Here is a 24,369-nt window from a genome sequence, read left to right as displayed (position 1 = left end):
AACACCAGAGGTGTTTTTCTAAAAAAAATAAAACCTGGCAATAATAGTGTTATGGTACCACCTGAATCCATTTCGAACTCAGAAGTGAAACGTATCAACGCCAATGGTAGTGCAAGGTCTCCTTGTGTGAGAGTAGGACATTGCCAGGTATTGTTTTTTTTATTTAATTTTCTATCATATTTTTTAAAATTTTTATATTCTTATTTATATCTATTTTTTTTAAATTTTTTAATTTAATTGAAATACTTTATTAGTAAAGTTTTTGTATTTTATTTAAAATATTGTTAATCTATATTAGGTTTATTTATTATAATAAATAATGCATTAACTGTAGGTATAAGTTTTAGTTTAAATTTTTCACTCTAAGGTAACATATAGATGTCCAAGATTAAAGGTAATGTAAAATGGTTTAATGAATCAAAAGGTTTTGGTTTCATTACTCCTGAAGATGGAAGCAAAGATGTATTTGTTCATTTTTCTGCTATCCAAAGCAACGGATTTAAAACTTTGGCAGAAGGTCAAAGTGTTGAATTCGAAATTACCGAAGGCGCAAAAGGGCCGTCAGCTGCTAATGTTGTTAGTTTATAAAATTTTTTTTAAATAAAAAAAATTTTATTTATATTTATCATTAGTAGTACTTTTGCGGTGCGAAGGTTAATTATCTCGCATCGCAAAATTATTTATAGTACCATTCTAACTAAGTGAATTTTACTAAGTTCGATGTATAGATTTTTTATTTGTTTAAAATTTTTAGCACAAATAGTTATAGAAATAGATAGATATGTTCCTTTGTTACTAGATTTTATTTGAGGAGCATAATCCCCTGGAATATGATTTTGTATTATTTTAATAATATTATTTGTTAGTTCTGGTTGAGCTAATCCTATTACTTTGTATGTAAATGTACAGGGAAATTTTAAAATTTTTTCTAATTGGCTTTTCATTTTTTTTCTCTTATCAATTTTATTTATTGAAGTTATACAATTGATTTTATCTCTTTTTTAAAAATTCTTCTATAATATATCAATTTATATTTTTATATAAAATTATTTTCATTAAATTTTTATTTATATATTATATTGTATTTTACAATCAAATAAAATAATTTATATAAATAAAATATTTTTTATATTTATATAATAAATTAATTTGTTAATAATATAAATTTTATTTATATTTTTAAGAGCGTTAATATGTTAAAAATTTTTAATACTTTAACAAAAAAAAAAGAAATATTTGAGTATTCTTTTACAAAAAGAATAAATATTTATGTATGTGGAGTAACAGTATATGATTTATGTCATATTGGTCATGCACGTACATTTATTATTTTTGATGTAATCATACGTTATTTACAGAATTTAGGTTATAATACTTATTATATAAGAAATATTACGGATATTGATGATAAAATAATTAATCGAGCAAAAAAAAAAAAAGAATCCGTTAGTTTTTTTGTAAAACGTATGATTAAATTAATGCATGAAGATTTTTTATGTTTGAATTTATTATTTCCAAATCAAGAGCCTAGAGTTACTGAATGTATCTCAGATATTATTTTTCTAATAGATAGTTTATTAAAAAAAAATTATGCTTATATTGCATGTAATAATGATATATTATTTCCTATTTCTCAATATAAAAATTATGGTTCATTATCTCGAAGAATTAATAATTGTTGTTTTCATGATAATAAAAATAATAATAATTTAAATTTTGAATCTTCTAAAGATTTTGTTTTGTGGAAACATAGTAGTAATCATGTTGATCCATTTTGGTTCTCTCCTTGGGGTCCTGGGCGTCCTGGATGGCATATTGAATGTTCAGCTATAATTAATAAATTTTTTAAACATGAAGTTAATATTCATGGAGGTGGAATTGATTTATTATTCCCTCATCATGAAAATGAATTTGCTCAGTTAAAAAGTTTTAAAGATTATTTCTCTGTTCAATTTTGGATGCATGCAGGTATGGTTATTTTAAATAACTATAAAATGTCTAAATCTTTATCAAATACAATCACAATACGTTCTTTATTAAAAAAATATGATTCTGAAGTAATTAGATTGTATTTTTTATCTACTCATTATCGACACCCATTATATTTTTTAGAAAAAAATTTATGTCTGTTTAAAAATATTTTAGAAAAAATATATATATCTTTGTTAAATTGTATAACTGATATGTATATTCAAACAGATTATGAAATTAAATTACGTAATATGTTTAAAGATAAATTTTATCACGCTATGAATGATGACTTTAATACTCCTCAAGCATGTTTAGTATTACAGAAATTATCGCAATATATAACTAAAATTAAAAATAGTAATATTTATTTAGCGAATATATTAGCAACTGATCTTGTTAAATTAGGTAATGTTTTAGGTTTGTTATATCATAATCCAAAAGATTTTTTATCTAATCGTTATTATATACCGGACGGTCAAATAAATATCATTGATAATTTAGTGAAAATGCGTAATTTTTATCGTTTAAATAAACAATGGAATTTAGCTGATATTGTTAGAAAAAAATTATTTACTTTAGGAGTTATTATTGAAGATAATTTAAATCATTCAACATATAGATTTATAAATTAATAATTTATTTAATTTTTTATTTATTAGTATATATGGTAATATATCAATATGATTTAATATACAAAATATTTTAATTTTGTTAATATATAATTAAAAATTATTTTTTTAAATATTTATATTTAATATATTTATATTTTATAATTATAAGAATAATTTTTATTTCTATAAATAGAATATTTATATTTATTTTATATCTTTAAGATAATAAACTTATTTTTTCTTTGCGCTCTTAGCTCAATTTGGATAGAGCAACAGCCTTCTAAGCTGTAGGTTACAGGTTCGAATCCCGTAGAGCGCAAAAAAAATTAATTATTTTTTAAAATTATTAATATAATGAATTATTTTTTTATTTATATCTGTAATAGATTTATTAGAATTAATTTCTAAAAGTTTTATCTTATTTTTTTTGATTTCTTTTCTAAACCATTTTATTAATGGTTTAGTGTATTTTTCATATTCTTTTAATCTAGTTAGAATAATTTTTTTATTATCATCTTTTCTTTTATGTAATAATTCACCTGTTATATCATCTTTATTTTTTTGTTTAGGTGGATTAAAAATTTTATGATAGGTTCTTCCTGAAGGTTCATGAATTAACCTGCCTTGAATTCTATTTATGATCGAATCATGTTTAATTTTTAAATATATTATATATTGTATGTTAATGTTTTTTTTTAATGATTCTGCTTGTTCAATAGTTCTTGGGAACCCGTCCAGTATAAAACCATTACAATATTTTTTTTTTTTTATTTTTTTTTTAATTAATTGTATAATAAAAGAATTTTTTACTAATTTTCCTTTATTTATAGTGTTTTGTATATAGTTTTTTGTTTTGTCATTTTTTTTAATTTCTTGACGTAATATTTCTCCAGCAGAAATAAAAGGTATCAAAAAGTATTTGGATAATAATTGTGCTTGTGTTCCTTTTCCACTTCCCGGAGCTCCAAGCATAATAATACGTATCATAATAAGATGTCCTTTAAAAAAAATGATCTCACTGTATAAATGATGTTTTTTTGAATTTAATAAAAATAAATTTTTATAATAAAAATAAATTATTAATTCTATTAATAAATGCATGAGGATTATCTAAACTACCTTTCTCCGCTAAAATAGATTGTTCAAATAATACTTCGACCCAATCAGCAAATTTTTTATTATTTTCTATTTTTTTTATTTTTTTAATAAGAGGATGTATAGGATTTATTTCTAAAATATATTTTATTTTTGGAACTGGTTGTCCAGCAGCACTAAATATTTTCGCCATTTGAGTGCTCATATCATTTGAATCTGTTAATACCATCGCTGGTGTATTTTTTAAACGATATGTTATACGTACATCTTTCACTTTATTGTCTAGTATTATTTTTATTCTTTTAATAAAATCATCAAATTTATTTTCATTAGTATTAATTTTTTGATTTGATACTAAATCATCAAGAGACGTATCTGCTTTACTTACTGATTGAAATTGAATATTATTAAATTCAATTAGATAATTCATCATCCATTCATCGATTTTATCTGATAATAATAAAACATCAATATTTTTTTCTTTAAATATTTCTAAGTGAGGACTACTTAAAGCTGATTTGTAACTATCAGAAGTAATAAAATAAATTTTTTTTTGTCCTTCTATCATATTCTTAACATATTTATTTAGTGATAATGTTTGTTCTTTTGTTTGTGTTTGAATCGAAGAAAATCTTAACAATTTTGAAATTGTTTTTTGATTTTCAGAGTCTTCTGCCAAACCTTCTTTCATAACTAAGCCAAATATATTCCAAAATTCTTGGTATTTTTTCTCATTTGTGATTGATAATGTATCTAACATTTTTAAAACACGTTTTGTTAATGATTTACGTAAAACTTGAGTAATAGAGCTATCTTGTAGAATTTCTCTAGAAATATTAAGAGGCAGATCTTGAGAATCGATTATACCTTTTACAAAACGTAAATAATTTGGGAGAAATTGTGTAGATTCATCCATAATAAATACATGTTTTACATATAATTTTAAACCATGTTTATTTTCTTTGTGCCACATATCCCATGCTGCTTTTTTAGGAATATATAATAAATTAATATATTCTTGATTTCCTTCAACTTTATTATGACTCCATATTAGTGGTTTTGTAGAATCATGTGAAATATATGTATAAAATTTTTGATAAGCTTCTTTTGTTATATTGTTTTTGTTTTGAGTCCATAGAGATTGAGCTTCATTAATTTTTTCCCAAGAAAAAGTTTTAGTTTTTATATCGTAATTTTCTATTTCAATAGGTATAGCAAGATGATCAGAATATTTTTTTATGATTTGCTTCAGTTTCCATATTTCTAAAAATTCTTGTTCTGAATTTTTTAATGATAAAACAATTTTTGTCCCATATTCTTTCATTGGTGTAGTTTCTACTGAATATTCCCCTTTTCCATTTGAAATCCATAATGTTCCATTTTTTTCTTGATTTGATGCGTGTTTTGTGTAAACTGAAACAGTTTCGGAAACTATAAAAGACGAATAAAATCCTACTCCAAATTGACCAATAAATTCATTTTTTTCTTTTTTTTCTATATTATCAATTTTTTTTAAAAATGACTTTGTTCCAGATTTAGCAATTGTACCTAGATTTTTTATAACTTCATCATAAGTCATTCCAATACCATTATCTGAAATTATAATTTGTTTTTCTGTTTTTTTAATTGAAATTTGTATTTTAGGTATATATTCATTCTGTGAATATTTTTCTGCGTTATATAATTTTTCGAATCTAATTTTTTCTATTGCATCAGATGCATTAGATATTAATTCTCTTAAAAATATTTCTTTATTTGAATATAACGAATGAATCATTAGATGCAGTAATTCTTTTACTTCTGATTGAAAAACATGAGTTTTTTTTTGCTTATCTTTCATTTTAAATCCTATCTTTATTTATTAAATTAATATCTCTATTTTATAGAGATTATTGTATTTGAATATATTATAACGTATTTATATATTATAATAATAGTATTTTACTTTATTTATTAACTGGATTGATAAAACTAGATTCTAGTGATAATTTTTTTTTTTGCATTTTTGTTATTTGCATAACCGCATTATTAATTGCAGATGCAATTAAGTCTTGTAGCAATTGTTTATTGTTTTCATTCCAAAGTTCATTATTTATTTTAACACATTTACAATTATAATTTCCATTCATAATTATTGTTACTAAATTGACTCCTGATTTTCCAGTAATATTTGTCATACTGATATCTTTTTGTATTTTTTCCATTTTTTCTTGCATTTTTTGTGCTTGTTTGAATATGTCATTAATTTTTTTATTTGTATTCATTTTTTTTTCTTTTTTTGAGTAAAACTTTTTATTAGAAATTAATGATTTATTAAATAACGTGATATATTATTTTTTAAATCAAAAGTATTTATATTTGATATTATTATTTATGTATAAGTAAATGATTATTAGATATTTTTTTTTCTGTTATATATTGATATATTTGAAATAATATTATTTCAACCCCGATTCTTGGATTTGGCGCATATTTTATATATTTTTCCCCTTGAAGAAGAATTTTACAATAAATTTGTATATCTTTAAAGGAAATTTTTTTAGATAAAATATAAGTATTTTTATCATATTTTGATAATTTATGTATTATATAATTTTTTTCAGATATAGTAATTTTTATTATAGATAAATTGTGAAAAAAATTAATTAATGATGATATAATATTATTATATGATATTCCTATTATTTCCGCATCATCTAATATATTTAATATATTATTGATATTATTATTAATAATATTTTCTGCTAGTATAAATATTTTTTTTTTATTAAAAATACCTAATAATTTATTGATATTTTTTGTGTTTATCATTTTATCTGCAGTGGAACAAATAGCTAATTCAAGAGTATTAAGAGCATTTCTTATACTTCCACGCGCAGAATTTGATATTATACTTAAAGTTTCTTTGTTAATATTTATATTTTCTTTTTTTAATTTTTTTTTTAAATAATTAAATATATTTTTAGATGTTATATATGGAAGATGTATATGAAGACACCGTGAAATAATAGTTTCAGGTATTTTATTTAAATGTGTAGTAGCTAAAATAAATTTAATATATTTTGGTGGTTCTTCTAATATTTTTAATAAAGCATTAAAACTATGTTTAGATAACATCTGTATTTCATCAATTAAATAAATTTTAAATCTCCCTTCTATTGGTGGATATTTTGTTGTATCTAATACGCTTTTAATATCCTCTACTTTTGTCTTAGAGGCTGCATCTAATTCTATAAAATCTAAAAATTTTCCTTTTTCGATTGAAAGACAATGTGAACATTTTCTACATGGTTGAGATGTAATTCCGATTTTACAATTTAAACTCTTAGCTAGTATTCTAGCTATAGTTGTTTTCCCAGTTCCATGTATTCCTGAAAATAACCAAGATTGATGAATTCTATTTAAATCAAGACTATTTTTTATAATACGTATAACATATTTATGCCCTATAATATGATTAAAATCTTGAGGTCTCCATTTATTAGATAAAATTTTATATTTCATTTTTCTCCATATTAAACTTTTTCATTTAAAAATTTTTATGTTAAAAATATATATTTTTTAAAATATATATGATATATTAATAAAAATTATTGTTGAAATAAATTTTATTTTGATTAATAATTGTTTTTAATTATTAATATTCTCCTGTTAGGATATAATTATAATTCTATTCAATTAATCAACTGGTCAGATCTGGAAAGAAGCAGCCAAATTAAACGATATAGGTTTTATAATATCTTCTAACAGGTGATAGCAAAATTATTTTTTTGAATTATTTATTTTAATAATCATATAATTAAATATTTTTATAATCATGTTGATATGTAAACATTTTATAGTATAATCCTTTTTTTTGTAATAATTGTTGATGATTTCCTATTTCAATTATTTTCCCTTTTTCTAAAACTATAATTATATTACAATTTATTATTGTAGATAATCTATGAGCTATAATTATTACTGTAGATTTTTTTTGAATAGAAGATAATATTTTTTGTATTTTTTGTTCAGATTCAGAATCAATACTAGCTGTCGCTTCATCAAAAATTAGTATTTTAGGATTAGAAACTAATATTCTAGCAATACCTATTAATTGTTTTTGCCCTTGAGAAAGAGAATCACTATTTTGTCCAATTATTGACATATATCCATTTGGTAATGTTTCAATCAGTTGTTTTAATTGACTTTTATATAATGCATTAATAACTTTTTTTTCTTCTATTTTCCTATTAAGTGATATATTATTAATTAAATTATCATATAAAATAGTAGGTTCCTGTTGAACGATAGAAATATTTTCACGTAATGTATTATTTGATAGGGTGTTTATGGATTTTTTATCTATATATATTTTTCCTTGTGTGACAGTATAATGCCCTAAAATTAAATTAGATAATGTAGTTTTTCCACTTCCTGTTTTCCCGACTAATGCTACACAACTTTTATCTGGAATATTTATGTTAATATTGTGTAAAATTTTTTTTTCTGTCCCTGGATAAGTGAAACATACATTTTTAAATTTTATTTCTCCACTTCTTAATAATGCAAGATCATTTCCATATTGTTTTATGGGAGAATCAATAAATTTAAAAATTCTTTCTGCGGAAACAATAGCTTGTTGCAATAGTGATTGTTGACCTGTAATAGCAATAATAGGTTCATTTAAATGTCTTAAATAATTTATAAAAGTATGTATGATACTTATTTTGATAATTGCTATTGGAAATAATTTTAATGTTACAATTATACAAGATAAAACAATAGAGGATATTAAGTTTAGTAATGGCCGTAATAATAAATTATCTATTTTTAATGTTTTTATTCTATTTAAGTAATTTTTATTATTGATATAATTAATTTTTTCAATAAATCTTTTTTCTTGATTAAATTGCTGAATAATAGTAATTCCATTAATAATTTCATTAATTATATTATTTAAATTAGATAAAGATGATTTTATTTTTTTAATAATAGGTTTACTATAATATTGATGAATCATAACAATAATAGAAATGATAGGTATCATTAAAGAACTAATTAAAGCCATTCTCCACTCTAATAGAAACATAGATGTTAAGATTATACTAAATAATATAAAATTTTTTAAAAAAGATGATAAAATTGTCTCATAAAACTCTTTTACTGATTCTGTATCATTTGTTATTTTAGTAATTATTGAATTTATTGGTTTTTGATCAAAAACTTGCATTGGTTGTTTTAATGCAATATTCATAATGTTTATTCGTAATTCTTGAATAATTTCAGTAGATATTTTACTAAAATATATAGTATAAAGATAATTAAACAATGATGATAATATTTGTAAGATTATAAAGAAACTTATTAAATATAAATTTTTTTTCATCTTTAATACATGATATTTTAAAACATTATTAATAAAATTACTAAGTATAATAGGGCAAGCAATTTCTGTTACTGTTGCTAATAAAATTAATATACATGATATTAATAATAAATATTTTTTTTTTTTATAATAAGATAATAATCGTTTTATTATCTTCCATGAAGAATATTGTTGATCTTCCATTTTTTTTCCTATTTTTAATTAAAATACATAAAAATGTATATTTTATTATTTAAATTTTTGATAATTATACATTTTATGGTACCAATTTTTTTCAGACAATAATTTTTTATGTGTACCTTGTTGTAAAATTATTCCTTTTTTTAAAACAAGAATATTATTAAATTTTTCTAATATAGACAATCTATGAGTAACTACAATGGTTGTTATTTTATGTTCTTTAGTATATTTTTGAATATTTTTAATAATTTTATGTTCTGTATCATGATCAACAGATGATAATGGGTCATCTAAAATAAAAATTTTCGATTGAATTAAAAAAGCTCTTGCAATTGTAATGCGTTGTTTTTGCCCTCCTGATAATTTAACCCCCTTTTCTCCAACTTGAGTATTATATCCTTGAGATAATTTTTTTATATCATTATGTATACATGCTAATTTTGCTGCATTTTTAATTTCTTGTATTGAAGATTCTGGTTTTCCAAATCTAATATTATTTAAAATACTATCAGAAAATAAAAATGGTGTTTGATTAACTACTGATATTGTTTTTCTCCATCTTTTTATACATATATCCTTTATATCATTTTCATTATGTTTTATAAATCCTGAAGAGATTTCAAAGTGTTTTTGAATTAAGCGTATTAAAGTGGTTTTTCCTGATCCTGTGGGCCCGCAAATACCAATTGTTGAATTATTTGGTATAGTTAATTTTATATTTTTTAATGATTTTTTTTTTCTATTAGGATAAGAGAATTTGTTTATATTTATAAAGATATTATTTTTTATATTTATTTTGTTAATTTTATTATTTTTATCTACTTTTTTGTTATTTATTATAATTTCTTGTATTCTCCTCCAGGATACATTACCTCTTTCTAAAATATTAAACATCCATGCAAATGCTAGTATAGGCCAAATCATAGACCCTAAATATAAAATAAAACTTGTCAATTGTCCAAAAGTTATTTGTTCTGTAGTAATTAGAAAGCTCCCACCTAATATTGCAAATAAATTAGATATAGCAATTGATATATGAATAATTGGATTAAATTGAGCATCTATTTTTGATACTTGAAATTCCTTTTTTCCGGAATTTTCTACGGCAGTAGAAAATTTTTTTATTTCTGTTATTTCTAATTTAAAATTTCGTATCATATGTATATTATTTAAACTATTTTGAGCTTGATTATTTAAAATAGAAAAATATTTTTGTGATTTTTGAAATTTTAAATATAATTGATTTCCACATTTTTTAATAATTATAGCCATAATTGGCATTGGAATTAATGAAAAACAAGATAGCTTCCAATTGATATGTATACACATAACAATAAAAATTGAAAGTCCTGTAATGAAAGAATCTGCTAGTGTTAATACTCCCTCTCCTATAGAGAAAACTACTCTTTCAATATCATTTGTAGCTCTAGAGATTAGATCTCCATTATTATATTCTGAATAAAATATTGAATTTTTTTTTAATAAAGCAGAACAAAATTTTATTCTTAATTGAGAAACTAGTTGATATGATGAACTAAATAATAAAATTTTCCAAAAATATTTTAGTATATAAATAATTACAGATATTAAAATTATTTGTGTTGTTTTAATTAATATCTCTTGATTAGAAGTTTGATTGTTTAAAATTAAATCAATAGTAGAGCCTATAATATGTGTAGGTAGTAACTGTAGTAATGTGATTATTATTAGTAGAAGAAACGTTCCTACATATCTTTTCCATTCATTTATAAAATACCATTTTAATTCTTTAAATAAGTCCACAAAATTACCTTGTTTTATATGATAAATAGGATAGTTTTTGAAAAAATAAAATAATATTTTATTATATAAAATAAGATATATAAATAATTATTTTATTATTTTTATTTAATGTATATTTTTTTAAAATATTTTCTTTTTAATTAGAATTAAATGTAATTTTAGATTTTTTATATAAATTTTGTAAAATTGTTGTTATTACTTTTATTTTTAAATGTTGTTTAATTTGTGGATAAATTAAGTATTTTTCTGTTTTATCAATTTTTTCAAAAAATTCTTTTTTAAAAACTATTAGATAGTTTTGTTGTTTAGGTGTTTTAAAAAAAATATATATACACTTATTATTTTTTATAGGTGGTAGTTGTTTGATGATTTGTTTTATTTCATTATTATTATTAAATAATAATGTTTGAGGATTATAAGTATATATAGGATTTTTATTGAAAAAAAAATTTTTTTTATTGTAATTTTCGAGTAATAAATTTTTTATATATATATAATTTTTTTTATACATTTTTTTTAAAGCAAAATTATTTAATATTTTTTTATAAATTATTTTTTTTTCTGGTAAAGATTTTGTAATATATGATTTCATTTGTAGTAAATAAATATGTTTTTTTTTATTTGTATATGTTTGTATTTTTTGATTAATACTTGATTTTTTTTTAGAGAAAAAAATTTTTTTTATATATTTATTAAATGTATTTAAGTAGTCATTTTTAATTTTTCGAGAAGATTGAATTATTTTTTTTGTATATGTTTTTATAGAATTTTTTGGTAATAAGTTTTTTAATTTTAAATTATTTTCATTTAATAGAATAGACAACATATTATTTAAAATAATATTTTTGAAAACATTTTTTTGGTGTTTATTTTTTTTTATAATATGATTTTTAATCATACACATATTTTTATTATTTATTTTTTTTACAGAATTTAACTTAAAAATAAAAAAATTATTTTTATAAAATATTATTTTAGTATAATCTCCTATTTTTTTTAATTGAAATTTTTTTATAATTTTAGGTATATTTTTAAATTGAATCCATCCTAAACGTATTTTTTTATTTTTTTTTTTAAATATTTTATTTTTTATTGCTGTATATATTTTTTTTTTTTGAAGCATGTTTAAAAAAAAATTTTTTATTTTTAAACAATTAATTTTAATTAAATTAAAATTATATTTTTGTTTTTTTATTTTTTTTTTTATATATTTTAAAGTTAATTGTGTACTATTATTTTTTATATGTTGTTTTTTTTTTAAGTGAGTTACTTTAATAATTTTAGACTCAGGTTTGTAAAATTTTTCTTTATTTAAATGAAAATATTTTTCAATATCATTAATATTATTTTTTTTTTCTATTTTTTTTAAATCAATTTTAAAATTAATAATTTGTATATTTTTTTTATTAATTATTTTTTTAAATTTATTTTTTATATCTTCTTTTAAAATTATAATTGATTTTAATAATAATTTTATCAAATATTGAACTGCTATTTTCTTTTTTAGTGCATTAATATATTGACTATGTGAATGCATAATAAAATTAATAAACTTCACATATTTTTTATAATTAAAAGAATTATTAATATTAAAATATTTTGAAGAAAAAATTATATCTTTTGCATACTTTTCTAACATATTTAGATTAATAAGATTTACATATTGTTTTAAAAGAACTTCATTAATTATTTTTATAATTATTTGTTGAAGAACATATTGTTTATATTCTTTTTTTTTTATTTGGTCGTGTAGAATATTTTTAATATCAGCGGTTGTTTTTTTTTTAATAATATTATAACTTAATTGTAATATTTTATAATATATTTTTTCTTTATTAATAGTGATAAAAGGTAATTCTTTTTTATTTATAAGAATTCCAGCAATATTACTTAATATTATAGATGATATAATGATAGTAGTAATAGTTATTAAAATATTTTTTTTATAAAAACTGTTTGATAAAGACATAGTAACATTAACCTTTTAATTATATCATTTATTGATTATAGACATTTTTTTATTGTTTAATATTTTTCTTAGCTAGTAAGAATATAAGATTCTTCTAGCTATATTATAGATATTACAACTTTATTCAAATTTTTTTTCACATTTTTTTATTTATTTTTATTATGAATATAAGGATTTCTTTCTAAAGAAAGTATTAATATTTCTTCTATGTTTTTTATAGGACATATATCTAAATTAGAAAGAATATTTTTAGGTATTTCTGATAAATCTCTTTTATTTCCATAAGGAATTAAAACTTTTTTAACCCCCCCTCTATGCGCTGCTATTAATTTTTCTTTTAAACCGCCTATATTTAATACTTGACCTCGTAAAGTAATTTCACCGGTCATAGAAATATCAGATTTAACTGGATTATTTGTTAAACAAGATACTATTGCTGTACACATAGTTACCCCTGCACTAGGCCCGTCTTTTGGTGTAGCGCCTTCCGGAACATGTACATGAATATCATTTTTATGATAAAAATCTTTATGAATACCTAATTTTTTAGCTTGTGATCGAACGACTGTTAAAGCAGTTTGGATAGATTCTTGCATAACTTTTCCGAGAGATCCAGTATATAGTAGTTTACCTTTACCTGGAACACATGTGCATTCAATAGTTAATAAATCACCTCCCATTTCTGTCCAAGCTAATCCTATTACTTGCCCAATTTGATTATTTTTATTTATTTTTCCATATGTATATTTTTTAATACCTAAATAATTTTTTAAGTTTTTTTGATTAATAATAATATTATTACTGTTTTTATCTAATAAAATTTTTTTAACAGATTTCCTACAAATTTTTGATATAGACCTTTCAAGATTTCTAACTCCTGATTCTCTTGTATAATACCGTATTATATTTATTAATGCATTATCTTGGATAGACAATTCTGTTTTTTTTAAAGCATTTTCTTTCATTTGTTTTGGTTGTAAGTATTTTTTTGCGATATTTATTTTTTCTTCTTCAGTATATCCAGATAATCTAATAACTTCCATTCTATCTAATAAAGGAGCGGGTATATTCATCGAATTAGAAGTAGCAATAAACATTACTTCTGATAAGTCATAATCTATTTCTAAATAATGATCATTAAAAGAATTATTTTGTTCAGGGTCTAACGCTTCCAATAAAGCAGCTGCTGGATCTATACGTATATCAAATGCCATTTTATCAATTTCATCTAATAAGAAAAGAGGATTTTTTACACCTGATTTTGTTATTTTTTGCATTAACTTTCCAGGCATAGATCCAATATATGTTCTTCTATGTCCTCTTATTTCAGCTTCATCTCTTATTCCTCCTAATGCCATACGAATATATTTTCTGCCTGTTGCTCTAGCAATTGATTTTCCTAGTGAAGTTTTTCCAATTCCTGGTGGGCCTACTAGACATAAAATTGGACCTTTAATTTTTCTTATTCTATTTTGAACTGCTAAATATTCTAAAATATGTTCTTTTACATCATCTAATCCAAAATGATCAATATTTAAAATTTTATGAGCAGTTTGAATATTTTTCTTAATTTTACTTTTTTTATTCCATGGAACTTGTATCATCCATTCTACATAGTTTCTAACAACTGTAGCTTCAGCTGACATAGGTGACATCATTTGTAGTTTTTTTAATTCTGCTTGTGTTTTTTTTCTTGCTTCTTTAGGCATTTTTGCTAACTTTATTTTTTTTTTTAATTTTTCATTTTCATCAATAGAACTTTCTGAATCACCCAATTCTTTTTGAATTGCTTTAATTTGTTCCGTTAAAAAATATTCTCTTTGATTTTTTTCCGTTTGTTGTTTTATTCTATTTCTTATGTTTTTTTCTATTTTTAATAAATCAATTTCAGATTCCATTATTCCTATTAAAAATTCTAAACGTTTTTTGGTATATGACATTTCTAATAATGTTTGTTTTTCATTTATTTTTAAAGGCATATGATATGCTAAAATATCACTTAATTTTTCTATATTATTAATTTTTTTTAATGAATCAAAAATTTCTATTGGTATTTTTTTATTTAACTCAATATATCTTTTAAATTGATTGATGGTAGTTTTAATTAATACTTTCTTTTCTATTTCTTTTATTTTTTTAGGTTTTATATATTTAATTTTAGCTAAATAGTAATTATCATTTTTTTTTATATTTTTTATTTTTGCTCTTTTTTTTCCTTCAATAACTATTTTGATTGTTCCGTCTGGTAAATGTAAAATTTGTAAAATTTTTGCAACCGTTCCAATGTTAAATAAATCATTTTTTTTTGGATTTTCCGTTTTTGCTTCTTTTTGTGTAATTAGGAGTATTTTTCTATCACTTTTCATAGAAAATTCTATACATTTAATGGAATTTTTTCGACCGATAAATAAAGGGGTAACCATATACGGGTACACTACAATATCACGTAAGGGTAGTATTGGAATACTAATATTTTCTGAATACCCAGAATTCATATATATCTCTCTTTTTAGTTTTTTAATATACAAAAATTTTTATAATTATCTTTTTTTAATCATAGTATTCATATATAGTGAATATTTTTTTATTTTATATTTATTTCTCATAATAGATTATCATATCATATGTTTTTATCTGTTTTTTTTTCTAAAAAAAATAATTTCGGCGAACTATTTCGTTGTACGACAGATTTATTGATATAAATACTAGTTACATTTTTCAACGTAGGTATTTTATACATTGTATCTAACAAAATTGATTCTAAAATTGACCGTAATCCTCTTGCTCCAGTTTTTTTTTTAATTGCTTGTTTTGCTATTTCCGTTAGAGCTGATTTATCAATTTTTAATTTAATATTGTCTAAAGAAAATAACTTTTTATATTGATTTATTAAAGCGTTCTTTGGTTTATAAAGTATGTTAATTAAATCTATTTTTGTTAAATTTTTAAGCATAACAGTTATTGGTAATCTACCAACAAATTCTGGTATTAAACCATATTTAATTAAATCTGTAGGTTGTAGAGAACTCGTGTGATTAAATTTTTCTTTTTTATGAATATTTTTTTTATTTTTTATATTAAATCCAATTTTATATTTATTATATATACGATTAGATATAATATTTTCTAATCCAAAAAATGCTCCTCCACATATAAATAGAATTTTTGAAGTGTCAATTTTCCAGGTTTCTTGTTCAGGATGTTTTCTCCCGCCTTTAATAGGTACAGAAGCTATTTTTCCCTCTATTATTTTTAATAAAGATTGTTGTACACCTTCTCCTGATACATCACGAGTAATGGAAATATTTTCTGATTTTTTTGTAATTTTATCTATTTCATCAATATATATAATTCCTTTTTCTGCTTGTTTAACATTATAATTACTATTTTCTATTAATCTTCTTAAAATATTTTCTACATCTTCTCCAACATAACCAGCTTCTGTTAATGTTGTAGCATCAGCAATAGAAAATGGTACTTTTAAATATTTTGCTAATGTTTCAGCAATTAATGTTTTTCCCGTACCGGTTGGTCCAATTAATAAAATATTACTTTTTTCTAATTTGATATTATGATCATCCTGTAATAAATAATTTAATTTTTTGTAATGATTATATACTGCAACTGAAATTATTTTTTTAGCTTTTTTTTGGCCTATTATAAATTTATCTAAATATTTTTTTATTTCTTTTGGCGTTTTTAATGGAATTATTTGATTATTTTTTTGAAAATTATATTTATTTAAAATATCATTACATAATAAAATACATTGATCACAAATATTCCCTGAAAATCCGCTAATTATTTTTTTTACTTTGTTTTCTTTTTTTTTACAAAAAGAACAAAATATAATTTTTTTCTTATTTATAGTATTATCCATATTTTTCTCTATTATAATTTTTTTATATAATTTATAGTAAATATTATTATCTATTTTTTAAAATTGAGTCTATGAGTCCATATTTAATAGCTTCTTTAGGAGAAAAGAAAAAATCTCTTTCTGTATCTTTTATTATTTTTTTAATAGGTATATTAGTGTGGTAGGACAATAATTTATTGATTATTTTTTTTACTTTTTTTATTTCTTTTGCATGTATTATAATATCTGAAGCCTGTCCTTGAAATCCACCTAATGGTTGATGCAGCATAACCCTTGCATGAGGTAAACAAAAACGTTTGCCTTTTTTTCCAGCACATAATAATATAGCGGCCATTGAACAAGCTTGTCCTAGACATATTGTATTGATATTAGGTTGAACGAATTGCATAGTATCATAAATAGATAAACCAGAAGTAATTATTCCTCCAGGTGAGTTAATATATAAAAAAATATCTTTTTTTTTGTTTTCTGATTCTAGAAATAATATTTGAGATACAACATTACTAGCAAGATGATCATTAATTGTTCCAGTTATAAAAATAATTCTATCTTTTAATAAACGTGAAAAAATATCATATGATCTTTCTCCTTGAGAATCTTTATCAATTACAAAAGGTATTAAAGAAATATTTTTTTTTATTTTTTGAACCAATGTCATTTTATTATCCTTTTTTTAAAAAATAATTATTTTTTATTTATATTGATATTATTGATTTTATTTTTTTTAATTATTTAAATTATAAAATGATAATTATGTCTATAATATATATAGATTAATATAATAATCTATTATGGATATGGTATTGTATGTTATATTTTTTGTAGTTTATATATAAAAATATTTAAATTTAAATTTAATAATAATTTATGTTTAAAAAAAATAAATTTTTATAAATATAAAATTACTCAAAATAATAGTATATAGTAATCAATATTCTATAAAGATAGAAAATAGTAATTATTATAATTAGCTCTGTTATTTTTTTAATAAATATTAATTTTTTATATTGTTATTTTTTATGAAAAATAATTATACTTTTTTTATATGTGAATATATATTTATTTTTAAAGAGTATTTAATAGTTATGAGATATATATGTAGATATGACAATTTTTAATAAAATAGATATTTTTTATGTATATTTTATATTTAAAAAATATTTTTTTTATTTTATTATAATAAAATGTATTATACATATAACATTAAATAATTTTTAGAAGCATATTTAAAGGATATTTTATAAATTATATTTGTATTATTTTAATGAAGATAGATTATTAAATTGATACATTTAGTAGTATATTAATACTAATAATTATTTAATCCTTATAGTTTAATATAAATTATTATTATTATTGTTCTTAGATATAAAACATTAAATATGAAATTTATTTTATTTTTAATGATGTTTATATTTCGATTTTGTAATTAAAATTATTTTTTTTATTTTAAAAATTTATTAATATTTAAAATATTTATTTTTTTATATAAACGTCTATATCTTTATATTATTGAAAATAAAATTTAATAAATATTATGAATTTTTCTTTAAAAAAAATTAGTATAAATAAAAATAATTTTATTTTTAATATACAATATAATTATTGTTTCTGTCAATTTAGAATTATTAAATATATTAACTATAATAGTTATATTGAATAAAAATATATTTTATATATTTTTGCTGTTTTTAACAGCAATATGATTTTTATAAATATCATAGAATTTTTATTCTTATTTTTAATGTATTTTTTATTATATTTTTTAAAATAAAAAATACAAAATAAATATATTTTTTTATATAGGTTTAAAAATAATGAAAATATTTAATAAATATAATATATTTAAATTTTTATTTTTTTCTTTTATTTTCATGATAATATTATTCATATTTTATTTAAGTAATAAAATATGTATACATTCTCATGGATATATATTAAGAGAAGAACTTAAATTAGTATTAATAGCTTTTAAATTTATGTTAATTATTGTTCTTCCTGTAATTTTTTTAATTATATTTATAGTTTGTTACTATCATCAGTCTAATGTTTTTGCAACCTATAAACCTAATTGGAAACATTCATATTTTTTAGAAATCATATGCTGGTTAATACCAGTTATAATAATATTTTTTTTAGCAAATTTGTCATGGATAACTACACATAAATTAGATCCTAGTAAATCATTAAAATTTAATTCTAATAAACCAATTACTATTGAAGTAGTATCTTTAAATTGGCGTTGGTTATTTATTTACCCTGATTATAAAATTGCTACTATTAATGAAATATCTTTTCCTAAAAATGTTACTATACATTTTAATATTACTTCTCAATCTGTTATGAATTCTTTTTTTATTCCTAATTTAGGTAGTCAAATTTATACTATGGCTGGAATGAAAACTAATTTAAATTTAATTGCAATAAATAGTGGTATTTATCAAGGTATTTCATCGAATTATAGTGGTTATGGTTTTTCTAATATGAAATTTAAAGTATATGTACAAAATGATATGCATAATTTTCATAAATGGATAAAAAAAATAAAATCAAAAAAAAATGTTTTATTTTCTAAAGAACAATTTTTGAATTTATCACGTAATAGTAAACAGCATCATATACAATATTTTTCATATGTTGATCCTTTATTATTTTATAAAATAATTGATATGTTTAATGTTTTACATAATGTTTAACGGTTATATTTATATCAATAAAAAATCAGTAATCTTTTATATATATTCAATATTTTAAGGATAAATGATAGTGTTTGGAAAATTGACTTTTAATTCAATCCCATACAATGAACCAATTATTTTAGTAACATATATTTTAATTTTTTTATTTTCTTTTCTAGTTTTTGCATATATTACATATTTTAAAAAATGGTTATATTTATGGAATGAGTGGTTTACATCAGTTGATCATAAAAAAATTGCTATTATGTATTTTATATTAGCTTTTTTGATGTTTTTTCGAGGTTTTTCAGACGCAATAATGATGCGACTCCAACAATTTTTTTCTTCTTTACCAAATCATATAAATATTTTACCAGCTAATCATTATGATCAGATATTTACTGCTCATGGTGTTATTATGATTTTTCTAGTTGCTATGCCTTTAGTTGTTGGATTAATGAATTTTGTTATTCCTTTACAAATAGGTTCTAGAGATTTAGCTTTTCCTATGTTAAACAATTTAAGTTTTTGGTTAACAGTAAGTTCAGTTATTTTAATGATGTTATCTTTAGGAGTAGGTGAATTCGCTAAAACAGGTTGGTTAGGATATCCGCCATTATCTGGGATTGAATATAGCCCTGGAGTTGGTGTAGATTATTGGATTTGGATTTTACAAATTTCAGGATTAGGTACTATTTTAACTTCTATTAATTTTATAGTAACTATTATTAATTTACGTGCACCAGGTATGTCAATGTTTAAATTGCCTGTTTTTACATGGACAACATTATGTACTAATATTCTTATATTAATATCTTTTCCTGTTTTATTTGTTACTTTGTTACTTTTATCTCTTGATAGATATTTTGGATTTCATTTTTTCACTAATGATTTAGGTGGAAATATGATGATGTATGTTAACTTAATTTGGATATGGGGGCATCCAGAAGTTTATATATTAATATTACCAATATTTGGTGTTTTTTCTGAAATAGTTTCTACTTTTTCAAGAAAATCATTATTTGGTTATATTTCTTTAATATGGGCAACTATCGTTATTACAATATTATCTTTTCTTGTATGGTTACATCATTTCTTTACTATGGGTGCTGGACCTGATGTAAATTCTTTTTTTAGCATTACTACAATGGTTATTGCGATTCCTACTGGTGTAAAAATATTTAATTGGTTATTTACTATGTTTCGCGGTCGTATTATTTTTCACTCTTCAATGTTATGGACTATCGGTTTTTTAATAAGTTTTACTATAGGTGGAATGGCGGGAGTATTATTATCTATACCTCCAGTAGATTTTATATTACATAATAGTTTATTTTTAGTTGCTCATTTTCATAATGTTATTATTGGGGGGGTAGTTTTTGGGTGTTTTGCTGGAATTACTTATTGGTTTCCAAAGATGTTTGGTTTTAAATTAAATGAATATTGGGGAAAATGTGCATTTATATTTTGGATAATCGGTTTTTTTATAGCTTTTATTCCTTTATATATATTAGGTTTTATGGGAATGACTCGTAGATTGAGTCAAAATATTAATTATGAATATCATTATTTATTAACAATAGCTACTATTGGTATTTTTTTCATTTTTTTAGGTATTATTTCTCAATTGATTCAATTATTTATTTCTATTAAAAATCGTCATACTCATGAGTACAAAGATAATAATGGAGATCCTTGGAACGGGAGAACATTAGAATGGTCTGTTTCATCACCACCTCCTATATATAATTTTTCAAGTATACCGATTGTAAAAAAAATAGATGATTTTTGGTATAAAAAAGTAAATAAAAAATATAATATACAAAAAGATATTCCTAAATATATTCATATGCCTAATAATTCCTATTATGGTGTATTAATTAGTTTTTTTGCTACAATTTTTGGTTTTTCTATGATATGGCATATTTGGTGGTTAGTTTTTTTTTCAATAATTGGAATATTGTATAGTATTTTACTTATATCATTTATAATTGATAAAGGATATTTTATTTCTCGAAAAATTATAAAAAAAGTAGAAAATAAACATATGTCTATGCATAAAAAAATTATAAATAATTTTAAATCACATATTTAAAAGTAAGGGTTAGTTATGAATGAGAAAAAAAAGTGTATTTCATATTCTTCATTAGAAAATAAAAATATTTTTGGTACTTGGATTTATTTAATGAGTGATTGTATTATTTTTGCAGTATTATTTATTGTACATATAATTATGTCTAGACATGGGTATAGTAATTTTTTAAAAGAAAATCATTTATTTTCCCCATCTATTGTTTTGATTGAAACATTAATTTTATTATTTAGTTCGTTGTCATGTAGTTTAATTAAATATTTTTCTAAATATTCTTCTAAAGTATGTATTTTAATTTTTTTATTTTTTACTTTTATTTTAGGAAGTTGTTTTTTAGGTTTAGAGTGTGTCGAATTGTTAAATATTTTTTATAAAGGATTTTATCCTTTTTCGAATGGATATCTTTCTTCTTTTTTTGCATTATTAGGAATGCATGGATTACATATTTTTTGTGGTTTATTATGGCTATTAATTTTGATTGGTCAAATTTTTATTTTTAATTTAACTGATTCCATTCATGTTTCTTTAGTTTGTTTTTGTTTATTTTGGCATTTTTTAGATGTTATCTGGACAGTATTAATTATGTGTGTTTATTTTAGATAATTAAAAATATATTATTATATATTTGGAGTTTTTGATAATGTTATTAAGAAAAAAAAATACATTAATAAATATTTTTGCATTTTTTATAAAGAAAAAATTTTTTATTGGTTTTTTTATTTCTTTATTTTTTATTATTTTTTGTTTTTTTGTTCTAAATGATCGTTTATTACTTTTAAATGATTATAAATATTTTTTTTTGTTTTTAACAATTTTACAGATTTTTTTTTATTTTAAATATTTTATAGATATTAGTTTTTCTCAAAAAAATTTTTTTATTATATTATCACTAATTTTTACTGGTATTATTATTAGTATAATTAGTATAGGATCTTTATGGATTTTCGATCATTTAAATCATTAAAACTAGATTTTTTTTCTTTTTTAAAAAATTTTAAAATAACAGATAAATTAGGATTAATTAAACCTGGTATTATTTTTGGTAATTTAATTAGTTTATCAGGTGGTTTTTTTTTAGCCTCTCATGGAAATTTATTAAATATTTTTTTTTTAAAAACAATAGTTGGAATGGTAAGTATAATTTCTTCATCTTGTATATTCAATAATATTATTGATAGAGATTTAGATAAAAAAATGAATCGCACAAAAAACCGGATATTATGTATTAATACTAGTAAGAAATTACTAGTTATAATATTTTTAATAGCTTGTTTTTTGTGTTTTTTTGGTATATACATTTTTTTTATATATATAAATTTAATATGTGCTATTATTTCTTTTATAGGTATTTTTTTTTATGTTATTCTTTATTCATTTTTTTTTAAAAGAGTATCTTTATATTCAATTTTAATAGGTAGTGTTGCTGGATCTTTACCGCCTATAATTGGTTATTTATCTGTTAATAATCAATTAAATGGATTTTGTTTAATTTTATTTTTTATTTTTCTTTTTTGGCAAATAGCACATTTTTGTTCTATAACAATATTTCGATATAAAGACTATAAATCTGCAGATATTCCAACAATTTCAATATTATATGGTTTTATATATACTAAAAATTGTATTTCTTTTTGTATTATGAGTATATTTTTTTTAAATTTTTTATTATATTATTTTAGTTATGTGAATTTTTTTTATTGTTTTTATGTGAATATTTTTGTTTTTATATGGTTTATTTTTTCTATTGTTGGAAACAATTTTTTATTGTCTTGTAAAAAATGGTCACGTATTATGTTTTTTTTTTCAATTTTTGTTGTTTTTTTAGTTAGTTTTTTACTATCTATAAATAATTTTACAATGAGTATTTTTTTTTAAAAACAATTTTGATTTTTTGGCAGTCCTGATATTTGACTAGCATTTTTCATAAATCCCTTTGGAAAAAGGATAAATAAATCTTGACTAGTCAAAAATATTTTTTTTTTTTTCATATATGTTAATAACATTCTTATTGTAGGTGTTAAATTATATTTTTTATAAAAACTTCTCATACAAAAAATAACTTTCCAGTGTTTTTGATGCATATTTATATTTAATTTTTTTGCAGTAGATATTGCAAATTGTATATTCCAATTTTTCATTTTTTTAATATAGTAAATTGTAATAGTGATTAAGATTTAATATAAAATTATATATATTTTATTTTTTATATAAAATATATAATTTTCCATATTAAATTTTGTATATAAAATGTTTTATTTAATTAAATTTAATTTTTCTTTGAAATTAACTTATCTAGTACACCATTAATAAATTTATGACTAGTTTTTGATCCAAATTTTTTAGCTAATTCTATTCCTTCATTTATAACTACTTTATATGGAACATCTAAACGTTTTGTAATTTCATAAGAAGATAATCTTAATATAGCTTTCTCAATTTGATCTATTTTTTGAATTTTTTTTGATAAAATTGGATTAATTATATTATCTAAATAATTAACATTTTGAATTACTCCATTCACAATATCATCAAAATAGATTGAATCTAGTGAAAACCCTTTATTTTGTTGTATTACATAATTTTTAATTTCTGATAGGATAATTTTTTTTGATATTTGCCATGAATATATTACTTGTATTGCTAATTCTCGTGATTTTCTTCTTTTCAGGGGATTCATAATTTTATTACCTGTTCTTTAATATACATATTAATAATTTTGATTAATGTAAATTTTATTTATAAA

At 20.4% G+C, this 24,369-nt stretch carries 20 protein-coding genes, 1 tRNA gene, 1 rRNA gene and 1 other RNA gene; 10 read left to right on the top strand and 13 right to left on the bottom strand.

Annotation, left to right across the window (positions count from 1 at the left end):
* The first annotated feature begins 33 nt into the window (after window positions 1–33).
* Window positions 34–149, top strand: a 5S ribosomal RNA gene (gene rrf / locus BUCIPICE3303_RS01605).
* A gap of 229 nt (window positions 150–378) precedes the next feature.
* Window positions 379–588, top strand: coding sequence for a transcription antiterminator/RNA stability regulator CspE (gene cspE / locus BUCIPICE3303_RS01600; RefSeq protein WP_025369112.1), 210 nt, complete (start codon window positions 379–381; stop codon window positions 586–588).
* A gap of 92 nt (window positions 589–680) precedes the next feature.
* On the opposite strand, the gene ybeD is transcribed toward cspE, so the two are convergent.
* A complete protein-coding gene (gene ybeD, locus BUCIPICE3303_RS01595) occupies window positions 681–944 on the bottom strand; it encodes a DUF493 family protein YbeD (protein WP_154049362.1) in 264 nt (87 codons plus the stop codon).
* 249 nt (window positions 945–1,193) lie between these two features.
* Between ybeD and cysS the strand changes: the two genes are divergently transcribed.
* On the top strand, window positions 1,194–2,603 hold the full coding sequence (gene cysS / locus BUCIPICE3303_RS01590) for a cysteine--tRNA ligase (RefSeq protein ID WP_154049361.1): 1,410 nt from the start codon (window positions 1,194–1,196) through the stop codon (window positions 2,601–2,603).
* Between the two features lie 223 nt (window positions 2,604–2,826).
* Window positions 2,827–2,901 (top strand) — tRNA-Arg (locus BUCIPICE3303_RS01585).
* Between the two features lie 11 nt (window positions 2,902–2,912).
* Here the strand turns inward: BUCIPICE3303_RS01585 and BUCIPICE3303_RS01580 are convergent.
* The 4 genes from BUCIPICE3303_RS01580 to dnaX form a co-directional block, all read right to left on the bottom strand.
* Complete coding sequence (locus BUCIPICE3303_RS01580) at window positions 2,913–3,569, bottom strand: adenylate kinase family protein (protein ID WP_232512962.1); 657 nt, start codon at window positions 3,567–3,569, stop codon at window positions 2,913–2,915.
* A 73-nt stretch (window positions 3,570–3,642) separates the two neighbouring features.
* Window positions 3,643–5,517: a molecular chaperone HtpG gene (gene htpG, locus BUCIPICE3303_RS01575; RefSeq protein WP_154049360.1), complete on the bottom strand. Its 1,875-nt coding sequence runs from the start codon at window positions 5,515–5,517 to the stop codon at window positions 3,643–3,645.
* A gap of 106 nt (window positions 5,518–5,623) precedes the next feature.
* Complete coding sequence (locus BUCIPICE3303_RS01570) at window positions 5,624–5,941, bottom strand: YbaB/EbfC family nucleoid-associated protein (protein ID WP_154049359.1); 318 nt, start codon at window positions 5,939–5,941, stop codon at window positions 5,624–5,626.
* A gap of 103 nt (window positions 5,942–6,044) precedes the next feature.
* The gene (dnaX, locus tag BUCIPICE3303_RS01565; RefSeq protein WP_154049358.1) at window positions 6,045–7,181 is read right to left on the bottom strand and encodes a DNA polymerase III subunit gamma/tau; all 1,137 of its coding nucleotides are present in this window, start codon (window positions 7,179–7,181) and stop codon (window positions 6,045–6,047) included.
* Window positions 7,182–7,335: 154 nt separating this feature from the next.
* Between dnaX and ffs the strand changes: the two genes are divergently transcribed.
* Window positions 7,336–7,421, top strand: an RNA gene (ffs, locus tag BUCIPICE3303_RS01560) — signal recognition particle sRNA small type.
* 55 nt (window positions 7,422–7,476) lie between these two features.
* On the opposite strand, the gene BUCIPICE3303_RS01555 is transcribed toward ffs, so the two are convergent.
* The 6 genes from BUCIPICE3303_RS01555 to BUCIPICE3303_RS01530 form a co-directional block, all read right to left on the bottom strand.
* Entirely contained in the window at window positions 7,477–9,228 is a 1,752-nt protein-coding gene (locus tag BUCIPICE3303_RS01555) for an ABC transporter transmembrane domain-containing protein (RefSeq protein ID WP_154049357.1), read from the bottom strand.
* 45 nt (window positions 9,229–9,273) lie between these two features.
* Entirely contained in the window at window positions 9,274–11,007 is a 1,734-nt protein-coding gene (locus BUCIPICE3303_RS01550) for an ABC transporter transmembrane domain-containing protein (protein WP_154049356.1), read from the bottom strand.
* A gap of 136 nt (window positions 11,008–11,143) precedes the next feature.
* A complete protein-coding gene (locus BUCIPICE3303_RS01545; RefSeq protein ID WP_154049355.1) occupies window positions 11,144–12,976 on the bottom strand; it encodes a SurA N-terminal domain-containing protein in 1,833 nt (610 codons plus the stop codon).
* 146 nt (window positions 12,977–13,122) lie between these two features.
* Complete coding sequence (gene lon / locus BUCIPICE3303_RS01540) at window positions 13,123–15,471, bottom strand: endopeptidase La (protein ID WP_154049354.1); 2,349 nt, start codon at window positions 15,469–15,471, stop codon at window positions 13,123–13,125.
* 125 nt (window positions 15,472–15,596) lie between these two features.
* Window positions 15,597–16,871, bottom strand: a complete 1,275-nt coding sequence (clpX, locus tag BUCIPICE3303_RS01535) for an ATP-dependent Clp protease ATP-binding subunit ClpX (protein WP_269772952.1) — start codon at window positions 16,869–16,871, stop codon at window positions 15,597–15,599.
* 31 nt (window positions 16,872–16,902) lie between these two features.
* Window positions 16,903–17,514: an ATP-dependent Clp protease proteolytic subunit gene (locus tag BUCIPICE3303_RS01530; protein WP_154049352.1), complete on the bottom strand. Its 612-nt coding sequence runs from the start codon at window positions 17,512–17,514 to the stop codon at window positions 16,903–16,905.
* A gap of 1,216 nt (window positions 17,515–18,730) precedes the next feature.
* On the opposite strand from BUCIPICE3303_RS01530, the gene cyoA reads away from it, so the two are divergent.
* The 5 genes from cyoA (at window position 18,731) to BUCIPICE3303_RS01505 (ending at window position 23,501) form a co-directional block, all read left to right on the top strand.
* The gene (gene cyoA, locus BUCIPICE3303_RS01525) at window positions 18,731–19,552 is read left to right on the top strand and encodes a ubiquinol oxidase subunit II (protein ID WP_232512961.1); all 822 of its coding nucleotides are present in this window, start codon (window positions 18,731–18,733) and stop codon (window positions 19,550–19,552) included.
* A 70-nt stretch (window positions 19,553–19,622) separates the two neighbouring features.
* The gene (gene cyoB, locus BUCIPICE3303_RS01520; RefSeq protein ID WP_154049445.1) at window positions 19,623–21,629 is read left to right on the top strand and encodes a cytochrome o ubiquinol oxidase subunit I; all 2,007 of its coding nucleotides are present in this window, start codon (window positions 19,623–19,625) and stop codon (window positions 21,627–21,629) included.
* Window positions 21,630–21,644: 15 nt separating this feature from the next.
* Window positions 21,645–22,229: a cytochrome c oxidase subunit 3 gene (locus tag BUCIPICE3303_RS01515; protein ID WP_154049350.1), complete on the top strand. Its 585-nt coding sequence runs from the start codon at window positions 21,645–21,647 to the stop codon at window positions 22,227–22,229.
* Window positions 22,230–22,266: 37 nt separating this feature from the next.
* Window positions 22,267–22,590 (top strand): cytochrome o ubiquinol oxidase subunit IV, encoded by a 324-nt coding sequence (locus BUCIPICE3303_RS01510; protein WP_154049349.1) that lies wholly within the window; start codon window positions 22,267–22,269, stop codon window positions 22,588–22,590.
* Window positions 22,563–23,501, top strand: coding sequence for a protoheme IX farnesyltransferase (locus BUCIPICE3303_RS01505; RefSeq protein ID WP_154049348.1), 939 nt, complete (start codon window positions 22,563–22,565; stop codon window positions 23,499–23,501). The genes BUCIPICE3303_RS01510 and BUCIPICE3303_RS01505 overlap by 28 nt, the downstream gene beginning before the upstream one ends.
* On the opposite strand, the gene BUCIPICE3303_RS01500 is transcribed toward BUCIPICE3303_RS01505, so the two are convergent.
* Window positions 23,498–23,764 carry a TusE/DsrC/DsvC family sulfur relay protein gene (locus tag BUCIPICE3303_RS01500; RefSeq protein ID WP_154049347.1) on the bottom strand — a complete coding sequence of 89 codons (267 nt, stop codon included), beginning with the start codon at window positions 23,762–23,764 and terminating at the stop codon, window positions 23,498–23,500. The genes BUCIPICE3303_RS01505 and BUCIPICE3303_RS01500 overlap by 4 nt on opposite strands.
* Before the next feature lie 128 nt (window positions 23,765–23,892).
* Entirely contained in the window at window positions 23,893–24,303 is a 411-nt protein-coding gene (nusB, locus tag BUCIPICE3303_RS01495; protein ID WP_154049346.1) for a transcription antitermination factor NusB, read from the bottom strand.
* Window positions 24,304–24,369 lie beyond the last annotated feature (66 nt).

It is taken from the genome of Buchnera aphidicola (Cinara piceae) (assembly GCF_900699035.1).
GTDB lineage: Bacteria > Pseudomonadota > Gammaproteobacteria > Enterobacterales > Enterobacteriaceae > Buchnera_F > Buchnera_F aphidicola_AV.
This window is presented reverse-complemented; position numbering and strand designations above follow the sequence as displayed.